Genomic DNA, 17856 nt, shown 5'->3' with positions numbered 1-17856 from the left:
TTCAGAGCTCCGTTCCGAGCACGTAGCGCCAGGGCATGATCTCGGTGGTCTCGAACAGGCCGGCATGGGCATACGGGTCGTCGGCGAGATAGGCGCGGACCTCGTCCAGGCTGTCGCCCTCGACGATCAGCATGGAGCCCTTCGGCGTCACGCCGTCGTCGGCGAGGAACGGTCCGCCGAGCTTGATGTTCTTGCCGGTGCGCTGGAGCCAGGCGACGTGGTCGGGACGGGTGTCGGCGCGCAGCTGGGTGGCGCCGGGCTTGTCGCGGCAGATGGCGAGGAACAGCATGGGCATCCTTTCCTTCTCAATCGAGCAATCGCCGTCCTGAGCAAACCTGTCTGATCGAAAGGGCTCAAGAACGTGTCCGTGACCGGATGGCTGATCTCCGGGTAGCGCAGTCCGCAGCCGGACACCAGAAGAAGCCGCGACGAGTCCCGCATATCTTGCGGCGGTCAGCCGTCCTCGCGCTTCAGCGGGCGACTGAGCAGGGCGTCGATGGCTTCATCGATGGTCAGCGTTTCCGCGAGGACCGCCACGACGGCCTCCATGATGGGCGTGTCGACCTGCAGCCGGCGCGCGCGCGTCAGGGCGATCGGAGCGGTGGCCGCGCCCTCCACCAGCGGCCCGGATTCCAGATGGGCGGCGACGGTGGCGGTGCCGCGGCCGAGTGCCACGCCGAACGCGAAATTGCGCGACTGGGGATTGGTGGCGGTGAGGAGGAGGTCGCCGAGCCCGGACAGCCCGGTGAGGGTCTCGCGGCGGCCGCCGTCGGCGACGCCGACCCGGATCAGCTCGGCCAGCGCGCGGGTGGTGAGGGCGGCGTGGGCGCTTGCACCGAGATCGCGGCCGGTCACGATGCCGGCGGCGATGGCGAGCACGTTCTTCAAAGCCCCGCCGATCTGCACGCCGCGCACGTCGTCGGAGGCATAGGGGCGGAAACCGGGGGCCGCGAAGGCTTCGGCGAGCAGCGGCGCCAGCGCGTGCTCGACGGTGGCAATGGTCACGGCAGTCGGCAGGCCGCGCGCGACCTCGGCGGCGAACCCTGGCCCCGACAGGACGGCGATCCGCCCGTGCGGCACGGTCTCGGAGACGACTTCCGACAGCAGCCGGCCGGTGGCGCGCTCGATGCCTTTGGCCGTGATGACGAGGGGGGTGCCATCGGCGATCGCAGCAGCGGCGGCTGTGGTTACCTCGCGGGTGGTCTGGGCGGGGGTGGCAAGCACCACGATGTCGGCGCCTGCGGCCTCGGCGATCTCCGTTGTGGCGACGACGGCGGGGTCGAGGTCGACGGCTGCAAGGTGCGGGGACCGGCGGTCGGCGTTGATCGCCTGGACGGTCTCCGCCGAGCGGCCCCACAGGAGGACACGGTTGCCGGCCCGCGCGGAGACCTGCGCGAGCGCGGTGCCCCAGGCGCCGGCGCCGAGAATGCCGATGGTGCGGGCGGCCGCCATCCTCAGACCTTCACCCCGAGCCGGCCGTAGCCGACCAGCGGGGCGGCATCGGCGTCGAGCGGCCAGCGCGGCCGGGCGGTCAGGGCCGGGTCGTCGTCGAGGCCGGCAGCGGCGCGTTCGGCGGCCGCCCAGGCGATCATTACGCCGTTATCGGTGCACAGGCGCGGCGGCGGCACGACAAGGCGCCCGCCGGCCGCCCGCGCGGCGCCGTCGAGCGCGGTGCGCACGGCAGCGTTCGAAGCGACGCCGCCGGCGGCCACGAGGGCGGGACTGTCGGAGCCGGTCTCGGCGCGGAAGCGGGCCAGCGCCCGGGCGGACTTGATCGCCAGCACGTCGGCGACGGCCGCCTGGAAGCTGGCGCAGATGTCGGCGATCGCCTGGTCGTCCAGCGGGTGGGTGCGTTCGGCGGCGAGGCGCACCGCGGTCTTCAGGCCGGCGAACGACAGCGCCAGGTCGGGCCGGTCGGCGAGCGGCCGCGGGAAGGCGAAGCGCTTCGGATCACCGGTCATGGCGCGCTTTTCGACCTCCGGGCCGCCGGGATAGGGCAGGGCGAGGAGCTTGGCGGTCTTGTCGAAGGCCTCGCCCAGCGCGTCGTCGATGGTGGTCCCCCAGCGGCGGTAGCGGCCGACGCCCTCGACCAGGATGAACTGGCTGTGGCCGCCGGACACCAGCAGCAGCAGGTAGGGGAAGTCGAGGCCGTCGGTGAGGCGGGCGGTCAGCGCGTGGGCCTCGAGATGGTTGATGCCCCGGAACGGCAGGCCGGCTGCGCTGGCAACCGCCTTGCCGGTGGTCAGGCCGACCAGCAGGCCGCCGATCAGGCCCGGCCCGGCAGTGGCGGCGACGAGATCGAGGTCGGAAAAGCCGAGGCCCGCGTCGGCCATCGCCTTTTCCACCACGGCGTCGACCACCTCGACGTGGGCGCGCGCGGCGATTTCCGGTACCACGCCGCCATAGGCCCGGTGGGCCTCCACCTGGCCGCGGATGACGTCGGACAGAATCCGGCCGCTGCCCGGACCATCCGAATGGATGATGCCCGCGGCCGTTTCGTCGCAGCTGGTCTCGATGCCGAGTACGATCATGGGGTCCGCTGGCGCCAAGCGGCTTGGCCACCGGGGGGCGCGTCGTTATGGTCCGTGCTTCGTCCCATGCGGTAGCATCGGAAGCGCACTTCTTGCAATTGGACTTGAGCATTGGAACGGATACGCATCGGCACCCGTGGCAGCCCGCTGGCGCTCGCCCAGGCCCATGAAGTCCGCGGCGGTCTCGTCGCGTCGACCGGGCTCGCGCCCGAGGACATCGAGGTGGTCGTCATCAAGACGACCGGCGACAAGGTCCTCGACCGGCCGCTGTCCGAGCTCGGGGGCAAGGGGCTGTTCACCAAGGAGATCGAGGAGGGGCTGCTCGACGGCTCCCTCGATCTGGCGGTGCATTCGGCGAAGGACGTGCCGACCCAACTGCCGGAGGGGCTGGCGCTGGCCGGCTACCTGCCGCGCGAGGACGTGCGCGACGCCTTCATCTCGCTGACGTCGAAGACGTTCGACGACCTGCCCCGTGGCGCGGTCGTCGGCACCGCGAGCCTGCGGCGCGGCGCGCTGGCCAAGCGGCTGCGGCCGGACCTTGAGATCATCAACTTCCGCGGCAACGTCCAGACCCGGCTGAAGAAGCTCGAGGCGGGCGACGTCGATGCGACGCTGCTCGCCATGGCGGGCCTGAAACGCCTCGGCCGGCCGGAGATCGCCACCTCGATTCTCGAGATGGACCGGTTTCCCCCGGCTCTCGGCCAGGGGGCGATCGCCATCGAGACGCGGATCGACGACATCCGCGTGCTGGAGGCGCTGGCGCCGCTGCTCGACGTGACCACCGGCACCGCGCTTGCGGCCGAGCGGTCCTTCCTGGAAACGCTGGACGGCTCGTGCCGGACGCCGATCGCCGGGCTGGCGACGATCACCGGCGAGACGCTCAGCCTGCACGGGCTGATCGCGACGCCCGACGGGACCCGGGTCGAGGAAATGGTGCTCGACGGCCCGTCTGCCGACGCGGTGGAGATCGGCCGCGAAATCGGGCTGCGGCTCAAGGAGCGCGGCGGTCCGGACTTCTTCGTGGACTGGGTCTGATCATGCGGCTGCTCGTCACGAGGCCGATCGCCCAGGCCGAGGAGACGGCCACGCTGCTGCGTGGCCGCGGGCATGTCGTGCATGTCGCGCCGCTGCTGGAGATCATTGCCGACCCGGCCGTGTCGCTGGCGCCGGACGGGACGGATCTGGTCGTGCTGACCAGCAGGGGAGCGGTCCGCGCGCTGGCGCAGCATCCCGAACTCGGACGGGTGCGCGATCTGCCGACGCTGGCGGTGGGGCAGGCGACCGCAGAGGCGGCGCGGGCGGCGGGCTTTTCGCAGGTGCGGGCGGCCGGCGGCGACCTTTTGTCGGTGGCGCAGGCGATCGAGACGGATCCAAACCGGCCCCGGGCCGTTCTCCATCTGGCAGGGCGCGACCGCAGCGGCGATCTGGGCGCGCTTCTGGCCGCCACTGGGGTCGCTGTCGTCACACGCGTGTGCTACCGCGCAGAGCCGGCCGGGAACCTGCCCGCCGGCGTCGCGGCCGCATTGAGGGAGGGGGACATCGACGCCGTGCTGTCGTTTTCGCCGCGCTCGGCAGAAACGCTGGTCGCGCTGGCCGTCGCGGAAGGCCTCGAGCCGGCCGTGATGGCGCTGCGTCATTTCTGCCTGTCGGAAGCCGTTGCGGAGGTGCTGCAGGGCGCCGGGGCAAGTCGCACCGAGGTGGCTGAACGCCCGGACCAGCAGGCTCTCCTGGAACTGGTCGGGACGGCGTAGTGCGGCCGGAGACGCGGGCTGCGGGCACGGCGGCCCGGTCGATCCGGACCGTGGCGTCCGACATTTGGTGTATAACCGGACCTGAGGCGGCGATAGTGTCTCTCCGGGATCGAAGCGAGGACGGGGACAACGATGGCGGGCACGAATGATCCGGGAGATCCGACGGGCGGAAGCGGACGGCGGCCTCCGCCGGTCCTCGATCTGTCGGCCTCGGAAGTCGAGCCGCGCAAGACCGGCGCGGCCAACGAGATGGCGGGCGCGCAGAAGGACGTGACCGCGCCCGGCACGGCCTCGAAAGCCACGCCGACTGACCCGAAGGATACGCCTGCATCGCCCGCCAAGGGCGCCGCCGCGCCGGACAAGCCGGTCGACGGCAAGCCGGCAGACGACAAGAATTCGAGCGTGACGAGCAGCGACCCGTCGAAGCACGGCGAGGCCGCGAAGACCGGCGACACCGCGAAGACCGGAGCGGCGGCGCGGGCTGCGAGCCCCGTTCCAAGCATCGGCGCCAAGGCCGATGCGGGACCGTCGTCGCCGGACAAGACCGTTACCGCCGGCACGGCATCGACGACCGGATCGACATCCACGTCCGGATCGGCGGCGTCCGCCAAGCCGGACAGCCCGGCAAAAGACACGGCGACGGCCTCCTCGCAGACACCGGCTCAGACGGCGCCAGACCGCAGCGGCGCCGGGATCGGCGGCGTACTTCTCGGCGCCGTGGTGGGCGGTGCCATCGTGCTGGGCGGCGGCTATCTCGCCCTCAGCTCGGGCGCCATCCGCCTGCCGAACCCGCCGGGCGCCCAGATGGCCGGGGCGGACGTGCAGTCGCGCCTGTCCTCGCTGGAAGACAGAATGGCCTCCCTCGGGGCCGGGGATGTCGACGCCCTGAAGTCCGACGTCGCGGCGTTGAAGTCCGATCTCGGGGCGGTCGACAGCGGACTGCCGGACAAGGTTGCCGCGCTGGAGAGCCGGGTCTCCGATCTGGCGAATGCCGAACCGGCGGTCACGCCGGCCGATATCGAAGCGCTGAAGGGCGACGTGTCGAGGGCGGCGGACGCGGCGGCCCAGGCGTCGACCGCCGCCGGCAATGCCGCCACCACGGCGGGCAACGCGACCGCCGCCATCGGCCCACTCCAGCAGTCGGTGCAGGCGCTGCAGTCCGGTCAGGCCGACTTGCAGACCACCGTCACGGACATCTCCGGGCGGGTGGCGGAGCTCGAAAAGATCGTCGGCGGCACCGGCCCGCGGGAAGTGGCCGCGCTGGCGCTGTCGACGGCGGTGCTCGACAGCGCGCTGCGCAATGGCCAGCCTTACGGCACGGCCCTCGCCGCGGTGAAGACCCGCCTCGAAGATCCGGCGATGGTGGCACCGCTGGAGCCTTACGCCGAGACAGGCCTGCCGACGCGGCGCGATTTGATCGCCGCCTATCCGCAGGTCGAGGACGCCGTTCGGACGGCGCTCAGGGGCGATGCCCAGTCCGACGGCTTCGTGGCCGGCCTTCTCGCCAACGCGGAATCGCTGGTGAAGGTGCGCCGGACCGATGCGCCGGACGACAACGGCGTCAACGCCACCCTTGACACGATCCGGACCGACCTGGCGAAGGGTGACCTTGCCGGGGCGTCGTCGGCCTGGACCAGCCTGCCGGGGCCGGCTCAGGCCGCGTCGGCCGACTGGCACAGCCAGCTTGCGGCCCGCGTCGCCGCCGACCGTCTCGTCGACCAAGTCACCAAGGACGTGCTCGCGAGCCTTGCCGACACCCCGACCGCGCAGCAGGTTGCGCCGGCCGCCCCCACCACGCCCGGGAACTGATCGAGCGGAAGCAAAGCCATGATTCGCCTTCTTGTGTTCCTGGTCCTGGTCTTCGCACTGGCGCTTGCCGGTGCGTGGGTGGCCGATCGCCCTGGTGCGGTGGAGATCGAGTGGCTCGGCTACCAGATCCAGACCTCCACCACCGTCGCGGTGGCCGGCCTGGTTGCGGTTGTCGTCCTGGCCATCATCCTGTGGTCGCTGTTCCGCGCGATCCTGCGGTCGCCGGGCAAGATGTCCCGGTTCCTCACCCGCCGAAAGAAGGACAAGGGCTATCAGGCCCTGTCCAACGGCCTGATCGCGGTCGGCTCCGGCGACTACCGTCTGGCGCGCCGCTATTCCGTCGAGGCCCGGCGCACGCTGCCCAACGAGCCGGCGGTCGCGCTGCTGGAAGCCCAGACGGCGCAGCTCGGCGGCGACCGCGCCCAGGCGCGCACGGTGTTCGAGGGGATGCTCGACGACCGCGACACCCGGCTTCTCGGCCTGCGCGGCCTCTATATCGAGGCGAGCCGGGAAGGCGAGAGCGAGGCCGCCCGGCACTATGCCGACGAGGCCGTCGAGGTCGCGCCCAGCCTGCCGTGGGCGGCGACCGCACAGTTCGAGCACGCCGCCGCCGATCGCGACTGGGAGGAGGCGACCCGCATCCTCGATCGCAATGCCCACAACAAGCTCGTCGACAAGGCCAAAGCGCGCCGGCTCAAGGCCGTTCTGCTGACGGCGCGGGCCATCGAAATCGAAATGGGCGAGCCGGAGAAGTGCCGGGCCCTGGCGCTCGAAGCCCACAGCCTCGCCCAGGATCTGGTTCCTGCGGCTGCCGTTGCCAGCCGGGTGCTCGCCCGCCTCGGCGACGTGCGCCGGGCCGGCAAGATCATCGAGCAGACCTGGAAGCGGACGCCGCATCCCGACCTCGCCGAAGCTTACAGCCACATCCGCCAGGGCGACGCCGCGCGCGACCGACTGAAGCGGGTCAAGGCTCTCGCGGCGATGCAGCCTGCCAGCGACGAAGGCGCGTTTGCGATCGCCGCGGCGGCCATCGACGCGCGGGAGTTCGACGAGGCGCGCGCCGCCATGCGGCCGGTGCTGAACAATCACCCGACACAGCGTGCCTGCCTGCTGATGGCGGAGCTTGAGGAAGCGGAAACCAACGACCAGGGGCGGGTGCGCGAATGGCTGTCGCGCGCCGTCCGGGCACCGCGGGATCCTGCCTGGACCGCCGACGGCATCGTGTCGGAGTCCTGGGCCCCGGTGTCGCCGGTCTCCGGGCGTCTCGACGCGTTCGAGTGGCGGGTGCCCTACGAGGCGCTCGGCGGCGCGATCGAACCGCCGATCGACGAGGCGATGTTCGCCGCCGCCCCGGCAATGCTCAAGACCGTCCCGGCTACGGCTCCGGCATCGGCCGAAGCGGCGGTGGTGGCGATTTCCACCGAACCCGTCGCCGCAAAGCCCGTGGCTCCGGCGCCCGCGCCCGTACCGGATGCGCAGGCGAAGACTGCCGCCGTCGAACCTGCGCCCTCGGATCCCAAGCCTGGGGAACCCAAGCCTTTGGAACCCGAGATCGTGGCGCCGCCCGGCCTCAGGACGGCATCGCCGATCCCGGAGGAAGAGGTCACCGACCTGAAGCCGGAGCCGGTGGCCGCCGAGGACCGGACCGCGTCCGACAAGGACGTATCTGCGTCCGCCTCGAACGGCAGCGGCCGGCCGGAAACGGTGCGGTTTCCGCTCGAAACACCACCGGACGATCCCGGCCCGGACCCCGAAGGCGAAGACAGCCTGCCCGACCCGAAGCGGCGGATGCGGTTCTTCAACTGATTCCAGTGCCCTGATCTGAGCGGGCGCCGGGCCGGCCGATTTGGTCAACCCGGCGGGACGCCGTATAGTACGCGCTGTCAGCACATGTCGATCTGCGCGCCTCGGCGCGGTCCGGCCCGTAACAGGCCGACCTGCGTTGGTGGGCGTGCGTTCGACGTCCAAGCGAGCATCCACGTCCCTGACGAAGCGGTCGAACCGCCGGGGACAGTGCTCCCCAGCGTGAACCCGGCTCCGTTGTCTCCTTGCCCAGGTGAGCCCGCCTGACTGGAGAGAGCGCCGGTGAAAGGAGACTTGAATGACCGATTCCGCCACCGACAGGCTTGCCCTCGTGTACGGGGCCAGGTCCGATCAGGAACGGCGGTCCGCCTATGCGGCCTGGGCGAACGACTACGAAAGGGACCTGGCGCGATGCGGCTATCTGTTGCCGGGCGTGGCGGCAGCCATGGCCGCCCGTCACGTCGGCACCGGCGACGGAACGGTTCTCGATGCCGGCTGCGGCACCGGGCTCGTCGGTCAGCTGCTGTCCCTCGTCGGCTATGCCCCGATCGTGGGAATCGACCTGTCCGATGCGATGCTCACCGAGGCAGGCAACAAGGGCATCTACGACGACCTGAAGATGATGCGGCTTGGCGACAAGCTGGATTTCCCCGACGACGGGTTCGCGGCAATTCTCTGCGTCGGCACCCTCACGCCCGGCCACGCCGGCCCGGAGGCGTTCGAGGAGCTTCTCCGGATCCTGCGCCCCGGCGGACGGATCATCTTTTCGCTGCGGGCCGACGAGGGCATCGATCCCGGCTATGGCGAGATGATCGAGCACTATCGGTTCGACGGCCGCTGGCGGCATGTGGAATCGAGCCCGCCTTTCCCGGGAATGCCCGGTGAGTCGGTGGAAATTCTCCACCGCATCCACGTCTATTCGAAATAGGCGCGCGTCGCTCGTCGGCCGCTCCTTCGCGTCTCCCCACGCACCGGCTGGCGGCAGCCGGTGCGGATCGCGGCGCCGGTTTGTGTCGGACGGAGCGCGCGTTTGTCAGCGCACCCCGTCGCGGCGCTTCGGCACAAATCCTGACTGGATTCCCCCATTTTTTTGACCGCGGCGGCGAAAAGGGTCTGGACGGATCCCGAGTAGGGAGATATTTGAATAATTCCAATCTGTAACGCAAAGAACGGAGCCAGCCGCCATGAAGGGCGATCCCGAGGTCATCGACTATCTCAACCGTGGCCTGAAGAGCGAGCTGACGGCGGTCAACCAGTACTGGCTGCACTACCGCCTGCTGGATGACTGGGGCTTCACGCTTCTGGCGAAGAAGGAGCGCGAGGAGTCCATCGAAGAGATGCACCACGCGGATTCGTTCGTCACGCGCATCATCTTCCTCGATGGCTTCCCGAACATGCAGACGCTTGAGCCGCTCCGCATCGGCCAGAACGTCAGGGAAGTCCTGGAGTGCGACCTGGCCGCGGAGCAGTCCGCGCGCGAGCTCTACAAGGAAGGCCGCAAGCTCTGCCACCAGAAGGAAGACTTCGTGTCGATGGCGCTCTTCGAGAAGCTGCTGTCCGACGAGGAAAGCCACATCGACTTCATCGAGACGCAGCTTCAGCTTCTGGAATCGATCGGCCTGGAGCGCTACTGCCTGCTGCAGGCGGCCCCGGCGAACGAAGCCGAGTAGGCCAGCCCGGGCGTCCGGTCTAGACGAATGAACCGAACGAAGGCGGGGGCTGCGGCGCCCGCCTTTTTCATGCCAGCCGTGTGACCGGTCCCCCGGCGGCCTCGGCATCCGCAGGATCGTGGGTGACCAGAAGCACGGGCAGTCGACGCTCCGTCGCGGTCTTGAACACCAGGGTGCGGATCTGGTCCTTCAGCGCGGCGTCGAGCTTTGAGAACGGCTCGTCGAGGAGCAGGGCGTGCGGCTGTGCCGCCATCACCCGGGCAAGCGCCACGCGGGCCTGTTCGCCCCCCGACAGCGTCATCGGATCGCGCCCGCCGAAGCCGGCGAGGCCGACCTCGTCCAGCGCCCTCTCCACGGTCTCCATCCGCGCCCGCCCGCGCACGGTTGCGGGGACGGCGAAGCGGACGTTGCCGCCGGCCGAGAGATGCGGGAACAGCAGCGGGTCCTGGAACAGCAGCCCAAGCCGCCGCGCGGCCGGCCGCAACGCGCCGAGGTCGACGCCGTCGAGGCTCACCCATCCCTCGCCCGAGAAGGGCGGGCGCAGAAAGCCGGCGACGTAGGCGAGCAGCGTCGACTTGCCGCTACCGGAGGGACCCATCACCGAATGGACCGTTCCCGGCGCGATCCGTGCCGACAGCGACAGCAGCGGCGTGCCGGACGTGCGGATGATGACGCCGTCGAGGACGAGGCCGGTCTCGGAAGCGGTCGTCATGGCCGGGCGCTCCTCAGTCCCCGACGGTTGCGGAAGGCAATCGCCGGAACGGCGAGCGCCAGCGAGAAGGCGAGAAGCGGCAGCAGCATCTGCAGCACCGCCGCGACGCCGATCAGCCGGCGCGCGCCGCCCGCGGACAGGGCGACGGCCTCCGTGGTCACCGTCATGATCCGGCCGGCACCGATCAGCGCCGTCGGCAGATAGAGCCCGACGGAGACGGCGAAGCCGACGGCGGCGGCGGTGAGGATCGCCGGCAGCAAGAGGGGGAGGCGGACGCGTCCGAAGATCCTGGCATCCGAGGCCCCGAGGGCCGCCGCGATTTCGCCGTAGCGCGGATCGAGCGACCGCCACGCATCGCCGAGCGACAGCAGCACGTAGGGCAGCACGAAGATCAGGTGCGCAAAGGCGACCGCCGCCAGCGACGGTCCGAAGCCTGCCGCGAGCATCAAGACCTGCAGTCCGAATAGAAACGACACCTGGGGCACGACGATCGGCAGGTAGAGCAGCGACAGCACGCGCGCCCCGGGCGCGCGGCCCGTCCGGCTCTCGTTTTCCAGGCAGGCGAGGGTGATCGCCGTGGCGACGAGGGTCGCCAGAAGCGCCACGGCGACGGTGACGGCGAGCAGCGATCGGGTGCCGGGCCAGTTGGCGGTCCACGCGTCGAGCGACACGCGCGACGGCAGCGCGTCGGGGAAGCGCCAGACGTCCGCCATCGACCAGACCGCGAGGCTCAGGAGACCGAGCCCGACAAGCCCGGCACACAGCAGCGCCAGTCCGGCGCCGAGTGCCCGCGCGATCCCGTCGCGCGGCCGGCGGTGGCCGGAGGTGATGACGGTGCGTCCGACGGCCCGCACGCAGGTCTCCAGGCCGAGCCAGGCCAGCATGGCGATGCCGGTCACCCCAACCTGGAGAAGCGCGCCGGCGGAGGCGGAGAAGCGACGGGTGAGGTCGGGATCGCCCATCCAGCCGACCAGCCGCACGGCCAGCGGGGCGGGCGTGGTCGGGCCGAGCACCAGGGCGACCTCGACGGTGGACGTCGCGAACGCGATCACCGCGAAGATCGGCAGCCGCAGTTGCGGATAGAGGCGCGGCAGGACAGCGAAGAAGAAGCCGCTCACGCGGCCGTAGCCGAGGCCGGTTGCCACCCGCGTCAGCCGCTCGGCATCGGTCTGGGGCAGCGCTGCCAGCGCCATCAGCAGCAGGAACGGCACCTCCTTGGCGACCAGGGCGGCAATCATCGCCAGTCCTGCAGGATCGTGGACGATCAGCAGGTCCGGCGGACGGTCGAGGCCGGTCGCCCAGGGCGAGACGAGGCGCACGAGCCAGCCCGACGGGCTGATCAGGAAGGCCAGCCCGAGGGCGGCGGCCGCATGGGGCACCGAGAGCAGCGGCGACAGGGTGCGCCGCATCCAGGCGAAGGCGCGCGTCTGCGACCAGCCCGCCAGGAACAGGAGGGTGATGAGGGTGGCGAGCAGTGCCGAGGCGAGCCCCGTCCACAGGCTGAGGCCCACCGAGGTCGCAAGGCCCGGTTCGGCCAGGAGCTGCCGCCACGGTTCCAGCGAGAAGGCGTTTCCGCCGAGCGCCGGGAAATAGCCGAAGGCCGGCAGCGCAACCCCGGCGAGACCCGCCATCACCGGTCCGATCAGCAGCGCGATCGCGGCGGCCGGCGCAAGGCGCAGCATGGTCTGGTCCTGGCTCCCGCGCCTCAGCGGCTCCCGTAGCGGGCGGTCCACGCCTGTTCCAGGCGCTCCGTCCAGCTCGGGTCCGGTTCGCGCAGGGTCGGCCGCATCTGGGCCGGGGGAAGGATGGCCGGATCTTCGGCAAGGGTGTCGAACCGCGCGCGGTCGGCCTCGGGCAATCCGGCCACGTCGAGCACGGTCGGGTCGCCCCAGATCGCCGGATCCGCCTTGCGCGCCTGCGCCTCGGGCGACAACAGGAAGTTCGCGGTCACGAGGGCGGCGGCCTTGCCATTGGCGTTGTAGGGGATCGCCACGAAGTGGGTGTTGCCGATGGTGCCGCCTTCGAGCACGTAGGGCCGTACGGTGTCGGGCAGTTCGCCGTCGGCGATCGCCGCACTGGCGTCGGACGGATTGAAGGTGAAGGCGAGGTCGGTCTCGCGGTCGGCGAACAGCTGGCGCAGTTCGGAAACGTTGGCCGGGTAGGCGGCGCCCTTGCGCCAGAGATGCGGGGTGATCTCGTCGAGATAGGCGAGCACGGGCGCCACCTCGGCGGCGAAATTCGCATCGGTGGCCGGCCGGTCGAGGGCGAGCCGGTCGGGGGCGAGCGTCACCAGCAGCTGCTTGAGGAAGGTGGTGCCGAGGAAATCCGGCGGCTGCGGATAGGTGAAGCGGCCGGGATGGTCGACGATGTAGGCCTTCAGCGCATCGAGGTCGCGCGGCGGGGCGGGCAGGGTGTCGATGTCGTGCAGGAACACCAGCTGCGCCATGCCCCACGGCGCCTCGAGCCCGTCGACGCGCACCGTGGCGTCCGTGAGCACGGTGGGCTTGCCGTCGACGTCGACATAGGCCCAGTTGGGGAGCAGGGTCGCCCAGCCGGGCTCCATCAGCAGGTCGTGCTTGCGCATGGCGGCGAAGTTCTCGCCGTTGATCCAGACCAGGTCGACGCTGCCGCCGGTGTCGCGGCCGGCCGTCTTCTCCGCCAGCACCTGGGAGACGACGTTTGCGGTGTCGCTCACCTTGACGTGGACGAGGTCGATGCCGTAGCGCGCCTTCAGTTCGCCTGCGGCCCAGGCGATGTAGGCGTTGATGCGCGGTTCGCCGCCCCAGGCGTCGAAATAGACGGTCTGGCCGGTTGCCTCCTTCGTGACCGCCGGCCAGTCCTGCGGGTTCGGGTCGGCCGCGACGGCGGGCCCGGCTGCAAGGGCGGCGACGATGAGGACGATGAGAGCCTTGAGACGGATCACGGACGGCAAACCTGCGATGGGTTGGAGACGATGATCACAGACCCTAGTCGGGCGCTCGGCAGGTGCCAACAGGCGCGCGCCCGGAACACGCGACCGTGACGCTTCTCCCCGTCGAGGCCGCGCTGCCGGAGCTTCGGGCCGCCCTGTCGGCGCGCGCCTCGGCGGTGCTGGTGGCGCCGCCCGGCGCCGGCAAGTCGACGCGGGTGCCGCTGGCGCTGCTCGACGAAGGCTGGCGCGGTGACGGCCGGATTCTCGTCCTCGAACCGCGCCGCCTGGCCGCCCGCGCCGCGGCTCGGCGGATGGCGGACACGCTGGGCGAGCCGGTGGGCCGCACAGTCGGCTACCGGGTGCGCATGGACGCGAAGGTGTCGGCGGCGACCCGTGTCGAGGTGGTGACGTCCGGGGTGTTCGTGCGGATGATCGCCGACGATCCGGAGCTCGCCGGCGTGGCCGCGGTGCTGTTCGACGAGGTGCACGAGCGCGCGCTGGACACCGATCTCGGCCTGGCGCTCGCCCTCGACAGCCAGGGCGCCCTGCGGCCGGACCTGAAGATCCTGGCGATGTCGGCGACCGCCGATGCGGCACGGATAGCGGCGCTGCTGGGCGGTGCGCCGTTGGTGGAAAGCACAGGCCGCAGCTTCCCCGTCGAAACCCGCCACGCCCCGCCCGCGCCGCGCACCCGCATGGAGGATGCCGTGGCCGACGCGGTGCGCCGCGCGCTTCGCGACGAGACGGGATCGGTGCTCGCCTTCCTGCCGGGCCGCGCCGAGATCGAGCGCACGGCCGAGCGCCTCGCCGACGGGCTCCCGCCGAACGTCGACGTGGTGCCGCTGCATGGCGGCCTCGACGGCCGTGCGCAGGACGCGGCGATCCGGCCGGCCGAGAGTGGCCGCCGCAAGGTGGTGCTGGCGACGCCGATCGCCGAGACGTCCATCACCATCGAGGGCGTACGGGTGGTCGTCGACGCCGGCTACGTGCGCCGGCCGCGCTTCGAACCGGCGATGGGGCTGACGCGGCTGGTGACGGAAAAGGTGTCGCGCGCCGCCGCCGACCAGCGCCGGGGGCGGGCCGGCCGCACCGAGCCGGGCATCTGCGTGCGGCTGTGGGCCGAGGCGCAGACCGCCGCCCTGCTGCCGTTCGACCCGCCGGAGATCCTCGACGCCGATCTGGCGAGCCTCGCCCTCGATCTCGCCGAGTGGGGTGTCGACGACCCGCGCAAGCTCGCCTGGCTCGATCCGCCGCCCGAGGCGGCGTTCCGGGAGGCGCGCGCGCTGCTGGAAGGCCTCGGCGCCATCGATGCGGCCGGGAGCATCACGGCGGACGGCCGGGCGCTCAGGGCGCTGCCGCTGCCGCCGCGCCTGGCGCACATGGTCCAAAAGGCGGCCGAGACCGGTGAGGCGGGACTTGCCGCCGAGATTGCCCTCGTGCTCACCGAGCAGGGGCTCGGCGGACGCGACGTGAACGTGGCGCACCGGCTGGACGCGCTGGCGCGCGACCGCTCGGAGCGCGCCCGGGCCGGACGGGACGCGGCGCGACGCTGGGCGCAGATGGCCGGCGGCAAGGGCGCGACCGCGTCCATCGATCCGCTGCTCGTCGGCCGGCTGGTGGCGCTCGCCTTTCCCGACCGGATCGCCCAGGCGCGGGGGCAGGCGGGTGCCTACCGGACGGCCGCGGGGCGGGGGGGACTGCTCGATCCGGCGCTCGCGCTGGCGCGGGAGCCGTGGCTGGCAATCGCCGAGCTGCAGGGCGCGGCGCAGAACGCCCGGATCCTGCTCGCCGCGCCCCTCGACCTGGCGACGATCGAGGCGGGTTTCGCAGACCGCATCGTCGAGGAGGAGGTCTCCGCCTTCGATCCGGAGGTCGAGGGCGTGCGCACGACGCGGGTCCGGCGGCTGGGGGCGCTGGTGCTGGCGGAGCGCCGGACCGTTCCGAAGCCCCATGCGAAGGCGCTGTCGGCGCTTCTGGACGGCATCGCCGGGCTCGGCCTCGACCGTCTTCCCTGGTCGGTTGAGACGAGGCAGCTGCGTGCGCGCGCAGGGTTTCTCCATCGCACCCTCGGTGCGCCCTGGCCGGACGTGTCCGATGCCGCGCTGCTGCCGACGCTCGCCGACTGGCTCGGCCCCTATGTTCCCGGCGCGGTTGGGCTTTCCGACATTTCTCGGTCGGCGCTTGCCGCGGCTCTCGACGGGCTTCTCTCCGGCGCGGGCCGAACCGGGGATCTCGACCGGCTTGCGCCGTCGCGCCTTGCGACGCCGTCGGGGCGGAGCGCCGAGATCGACTATGCCGGTGACCGGCCGACGGTCTCGGTCCGGGTGCAGGACCTCTACGGCCTGGCGACCCACCCGACGGTGGCCGGTGGCGCGCTGCCGCTGGTGGTGCAGCTGTTGTCGCCGGCCGACAGGCCGATCCAGGTGACGACCGACCTTCCCGGCTTCTGGCGCGGGAGCTGGTCCGACGTGCGCAGCGACCTGCGCGGGCGCTATCCGAAGCACGCCTGGCCCGAGGATCCCGCCACCGCCCCGCCTGTGCGGCTCAACAAGCACCTGAGGACCGGCGACACCCGGTAGCAGGGCCCCGGAACCGGCCTCAATTTCAACGTCCCGATTCCCTACCGGCGTCGCTTCCGCTACCTGATGGACAGTCACCTCAAACACCTGGACGGCGCACCCATGCCATTTCCCGATTCCGCCCCGCGCATTCCCGAGGGCACCCGCATCTACGCGATCGGCGACGTGCACGGGCGCGCGGATCTGCTCGAGAGGCTGCTGGCCGAGATCGACCGCGACCTCTATCGCCATCCGTGCGACGACATCGTCGAGATCTTTGTCGGCGACTACGTCGATCGGGGACCGTCATCGAAGAAGGTGCTGGAGATCCTGCGGGACGACCCCCATCACGACGGCGAGCGGGTCTGCCTGAAGGGCAACCACGAGGACATGGTGCTCGACTTCCTGGAGGATCCGGAGCTGCTGATCCTTTGGCTGCAGAACGGCGGCCAGCCGACGCTCGCGTCCTACGGCATCACCCCGCCGGCCGAGGTCGGCCAGGCCTCGATGACCCAGATCCGCGATGAGCTGATCGAGGCGATGGGAGGCGATGTCGGGTTCATCGCCAAGCTGCCGCTCACCCACGTGGAGGGTGACTATCTGTTCGTGCATGCCGGCATCCGTCCCGGCGTGCCGCTGGACGCCCAGGATTCCGAAGATCTTATGTGGATCCGCGAGCCCTTCCTCTCCTACATGGCACCGTTTCCCCACTGCGTCGTCCATGGACACACGCCCGTGGAGCGGCCGGACGTGCGGCCGTTCCGGATCGACATCGACACCGGGGCGGTGTCGTCCGGAGTGCTCACATGTCTCGTGCTGGAGAACGAGACCCGACGCTTCCTGGCGACGGGGGGCTGAGAGCTCGCATGACGACGGCTGCGGACGGACTGGCGGCGCGCGCCCTGAAGGCGGCGGAGGACAGCGGCCTGAAGATCGCGCTGAGGGGGCAGATGGCCGCGGCTCTGCTCGCCGCCGGGTGGCTGGTGGCTGCCTATCCCGTCGACGTACTTTCCATCCCGCTCGCAAGCGCGCTCGTGGTTCTCGTGATCGGTGCGGTGCTGCATCAGATCGCCGGCACCCGCTTCGACCGGGCGTGGTTCCGCTATGCGACCTTCGCGGTCGATGCCGTCTGCCTCGTCGCGCTGGTGGTGTTCGGTCCGCTCTCCTACGCGTCCGAGGGGACGGTGAACCTGATCCTCGGGACATACGGCGCGCTGATCGTCCTGCTGCTGATGCCGCTGGCGGCGCTGTCGCTGCAGCCGCGGCTGGTGGCCTGGACCGGGGTCGCAACCGTGCTCGCCTGGTGGGGCGCGTTCCTGGTCGTCATCGTCGATCTCGCCTGGACGCCGTCGTGGAGCAGCCTGCCGCTGATGCCCAGCGCCGTGATGCTGGCGACGGCCGGCCTGTTGGCGCTCGGGCTGGCGCGCGCGCGCCAGATCGTTGTTGAACGGGCCGCGGCCGACGACGCGCGGACGCGCATCCGCACCGCGTTCGGCCGCTACGTTCCGGCCGGCGTGATCGACGATCTCGTCCGCAGCCCGGCGTCGCTCGCTCCGACGGTACGGGATGCGACGGTGATCTTCGTCGACATAGCCGGCTTCACGGCCGCGTCGGAAGACAAGTCTCCCGCCGAGGCGATCGCCATCCTCGATGCCTTCTTCCGGCGGGCGAGCGAGGTGGTGGCCGATGGCGGCGGCGTGATCGTCAACGTGCGGGGAGACGCGTTTCTTGCGGCCTTCAATCTGCCGCTGGAAGTCAACGACTATCCTGACAGGGCGCTCTGGACGGCGCGCGCACTCCTCCACATGGTGCGCAAGGAGACGTTTGCGGACGCCAACCTGGCGCTCGGGATCGGTATCGCAACCGGGCCGGTCACGGCCGGCGCTGTTGGCAGTGCGCGGCAGGCGTTCAACATCTACGGGGACACGGTCACCCGCGCCGAGCGCCTGCAGAGCCAGAACAAGGGATTGCAGTCGCGCATCCTGCTCGACGCCGACACCGCCAGCGGGCTGTCGGGCGAGACCGATCTCCAGAAGATCGGCGCCGTAGAACTTCGTGGCCGCGAGGCCTCGGTGGCGATCTTCGGGGTCTGAGTCGGCAGGGCGAAGCGA

The 17856-nt window shown here is 71.1% G+C and carries 15 protein-coding genes; 9 read left to right on the top strand and 6 right to left on the bottom strand.

Translation table 11 applies throughout. The annotated features are described in order from the left end of the window. Nucleotide 1 precedes the first annotated feature (1 nt). The 3 genes from ACSSVZ_RS03725 to tsaD form a co-directional block, all read right to left on the bottom strand. Nucleotides 2-295, bottom strand: coding sequence for a YciI family protein (locus ACSSVZ_RS03725; protein ID WP_453968373.1), 294 nt, complete (start codon nt 293-295; stop codon nt 2-4). Nucleotides 296-453: 158 nt separating this feature from the next. After that, nucleotides 454-1452, bottom strand: coding sequence for an NAD(P)H-dependent glycerol-3-phosphate dehydrogenase (locus ACSSVZ_RS03720; protein WP_453968372.1), 999 nt, complete (start codon nt 1450-1452; stop codon nt 454-456). Nucleotides 1453-1454: 2 nt separating this feature from the next. Further along, complete coding sequence (gene tsaD, locus ACSSVZ_RS03715; protein WP_453968371.1) at nt 1455-2531, bottom strand: tRNA (adenosine(37)-N6)-threonylcarbamoyltransferase complex transferase subunit TsaD; 1077 nt, start codon at nt 2529-2531, stop codon at nt 1455-1457. Nucleotides 2532-2642: 111 nt separating this feature from the next. Here tsaD and hemC point away from each other — a divergent pair, with 111 nt between their 5' ends. From hemC to bfr, 6 genes are all read left to right on the top strand, one after another. Further along, nucleotides 2643-3566 (top strand): hydroxymethylbilane synthase, encoded by a 924-nt coding sequence (gene hemC, locus ACSSVZ_RS03710; protein ID WP_453968370.1) that lies wholly within the window; start codon nt 2643-2645, stop codon nt 3564-3566. Between the two features lie 2 nt (nt 3567-3568). Further along, nucleotides 3569-4282 carry a uroporphyrinogen-III synthase gene (locus ACSSVZ_RS03705; protein ID WP_453968369.1) on the top strand — a complete coding sequence of 238 codons (714 nt, stop codon included), beginning with the start codon at nt 3569-3571 and terminating at the stop codon, nt 4280-4282. 132 nt (nt 4283-4414) lie between these two features. Continuing rightward, a complete protein-coding gene (locus tag ACSSVZ_RS03700) occupies nt 4415-6091 on the top strand; it encodes a hypothetical protein (protein WP_453968368.1) in 1677 nt (558 codons plus the stop codon). 18 nt (nt 6092-6109) lie between these two features. Continuing rightward, nucleotides 6110-7897 carry a heme biosynthesis HemY N-terminal domain-containing protein gene (locus tag ACSSVZ_RS03695; RefSeq protein WP_453968367.1) on the top strand — a complete coding sequence of 596 codons (1788 nt, stop codon included), beginning with the start codon at nt 6110-6112 and terminating at the stop codon, nt 7895-7897. A 295-nt stretch (nt 7898-8192) separates the two neighbouring features. Further along, nucleotides 8193-8822, top strand: coding sequence for a class I SAM-dependent DNA methyltransferase (locus ACSSVZ_RS03690; RefSeq protein ID WP_453968366.1), 630 nt, complete (start codon nt 8193-8195; stop codon nt 8820-8822). Between the two features lie 256 nt (nt 8823-9078). Then, the gene (gene bfr, locus ACSSVZ_RS03685) at nt 9079-9564 is read left to right on the top strand and encodes a bacterioferritin (protein ID WP_453968365.1); all 486 of its coding nucleotides are present in this window, start codon (nt 9079-9081) and stop codon (nt 9562-9564) included. A gap of 67 nt (nt 9565-9631) precedes the next feature. Here the strand turns inward: bfr and ACSSVZ_RS03680 are convergent, their stop codons facing one another. Genes ACSSVZ_RS03680 through ACSSVZ_RS03670 form a run of 3 tightly spaced genes read right to left on the bottom strand, consistent with a single transcriptional unit; the run spans nt 9632 to nt 13199 of the window. Beyond that, on the bottom strand, nt 9632-10276 hold the full coding sequence (locus ACSSVZ_RS03680) for an ATP-binding cassette domain-containing protein (protein ID WP_453968364.1): 645 nt from the start codon (nt 10274-10276) through the stop codon (nt 9632-9634). Next, nucleotides 10273-11958, bottom strand: coding sequence for an ABC transporter permease (locus tag ACSSVZ_RS03675; RefSeq protein WP_453968363.1), 1686 nt, complete (start codon nt 11956-11958; stop codon nt 10273-10275). Before ACSSVZ_RS03675 ends, ACSSVZ_RS03680 begins: the two co-directional genes overlap by 4 nt. A 23-nt stretch (nt 11959-11981) precedes the next feature. Next, complete coding sequence (locus ACSSVZ_RS03670) at nt 11982-13199, bottom strand: ABC transporter substrate-binding protein (RefSeq protein ID WP_453968362.1); 1218 nt, start codon at nt 13197-13199, stop codon at nt 11982-11984. 95 nt (nt 13200-13294) lie between these two features. Between ACSSVZ_RS03670 and hrpB the strand changes: the two genes are divergently transcribed. From hrpB to ACSSVZ_RS03655, 3 genes are all read left to right on the top strand, one after another. Then, entirely contained in the window at nt 13295-15766 is a 2472-nt protein-coding gene (hrpB, locus tag ACSSVZ_RS03665; protein ID WP_453968361.1) for an ATP-dependent helicase HrpB, read from the top strand. 102 nt (nt 15767-15868) lie between these two features. Then, on the top strand, nt 15869-16603 hold the full coding sequence (locus ACSSVZ_RS03660; RefSeq protein ID WP_453968360.1) for a metallophosphoesterase family protein: 735 nt from the start codon (nt 15869-15871) through the stop codon (nt 16601-16603). Between the two features lie 8 nt (nt 16604-16611). Then, nucleotides 16612-17838, top strand: a complete 1227-nt coding sequence (locus tag ACSSVZ_RS03655; protein ID WP_453968359.1) for an adenylate/guanylate cyclase domain-containing protein — start codon at nt 16612-16614, stop codon at nt 17836-17838. The last annotated feature ends 18 nt before the right edge of the window (nt 17839-17856 follow it).

It is taken from the genome of Amorphus sp. MBR-141 (genome assembly GCF_053628695.1).
This window is presented reverse-complemented; position numbering and strand designations above follow the sequence as displayed.

Bases quoted from the DNA above. Each gene is read 5' to 3' on its own strand.
- ACSSVZ_RS03725 (WP_453968373.1), bottom strand. From the start codon at position 295: ATGCCCATGCTGTTCCTCGCCATCTGCCGCGACAAGCCCGGCGCCACC.
- ACSSVZ_RS03720 (WP_453968372.1), bottom strand. From the start codon at position 1,452: ATGGCGGCCGCCCGCACCATCGGCATTCTCGGCGCCGGCGCCTGGGGC.
- tsaD (WP_453968371.1), bottom strand. From the start codon at position 2,531: ATGATCGTACTCGGCATCGAGACCAGCTGCGACGAAACGGCCGCGGGC.
- ACSSVZ_RS03705 (WP_453968369.1), top strand. From the start codon at position 3,569: ATGCGGCTGCTCGTCACGAGGCCGATCGCCCAGGCCGAGGAGACGGCC.
- ACSSVZ_RS03700 (WP_453968368.1), top strand. From the start codon at position 4,415: ATGGCGGGCACGAATGATCCGGGAGATCCGACGGGCGGAAGCGGACGG.
- ACSSVZ_RS03695 (WP_453968367.1), top strand. From the start codon at position 6,110: ATGATTCGCCTTCTTGTGTTCCTGGTCCTGGTCTTCGCACTGGCGCTT.
- ACSSVZ_RS03690 (WP_453968366.1), top strand. From the start codon at position 8,193: ATGACCGATTCCGCCACCGACAGGCTTGCCCTCGTGTACGGGGCCAGG.
- bfr (WP_453968365.1), top strand. From the start codon at position 9,079: ATGAAGGGCGATCCCGAGGTCATCGACTATCTCAACCGTGGCCTGAAG.
- ACSSVZ_RS03680 (WP_453968364.1), bottom strand. From the start codon at position 10,276: ATGACGACCGCTTCCGAGACCGGCCTCGTCCTCGACGGCGTCATCATC.
- ACSSVZ_RS03675 (WP_453968363.1), bottom strand. From the start codon at position 11,958: ATGCTGCGCCTTGCGCCGGCCGCCGCGATCGCGCTGCTGATCGGACCG.
- ACSSVZ_RS03660 (WP_453968360.1), top strand. From the start codon at position 15,869: ATGCCATTTCCCGATTCCGCCCCGCGCATTCCCGAGGGCACCCGCATC.
- ACSSVZ_RS03655 (WP_453968359.1), top strand. From the start codon at position 16,612: ATGACGACGGCTGCGGACGGACTGGCGGCGCGCGCCCTGAAGGCGGCG.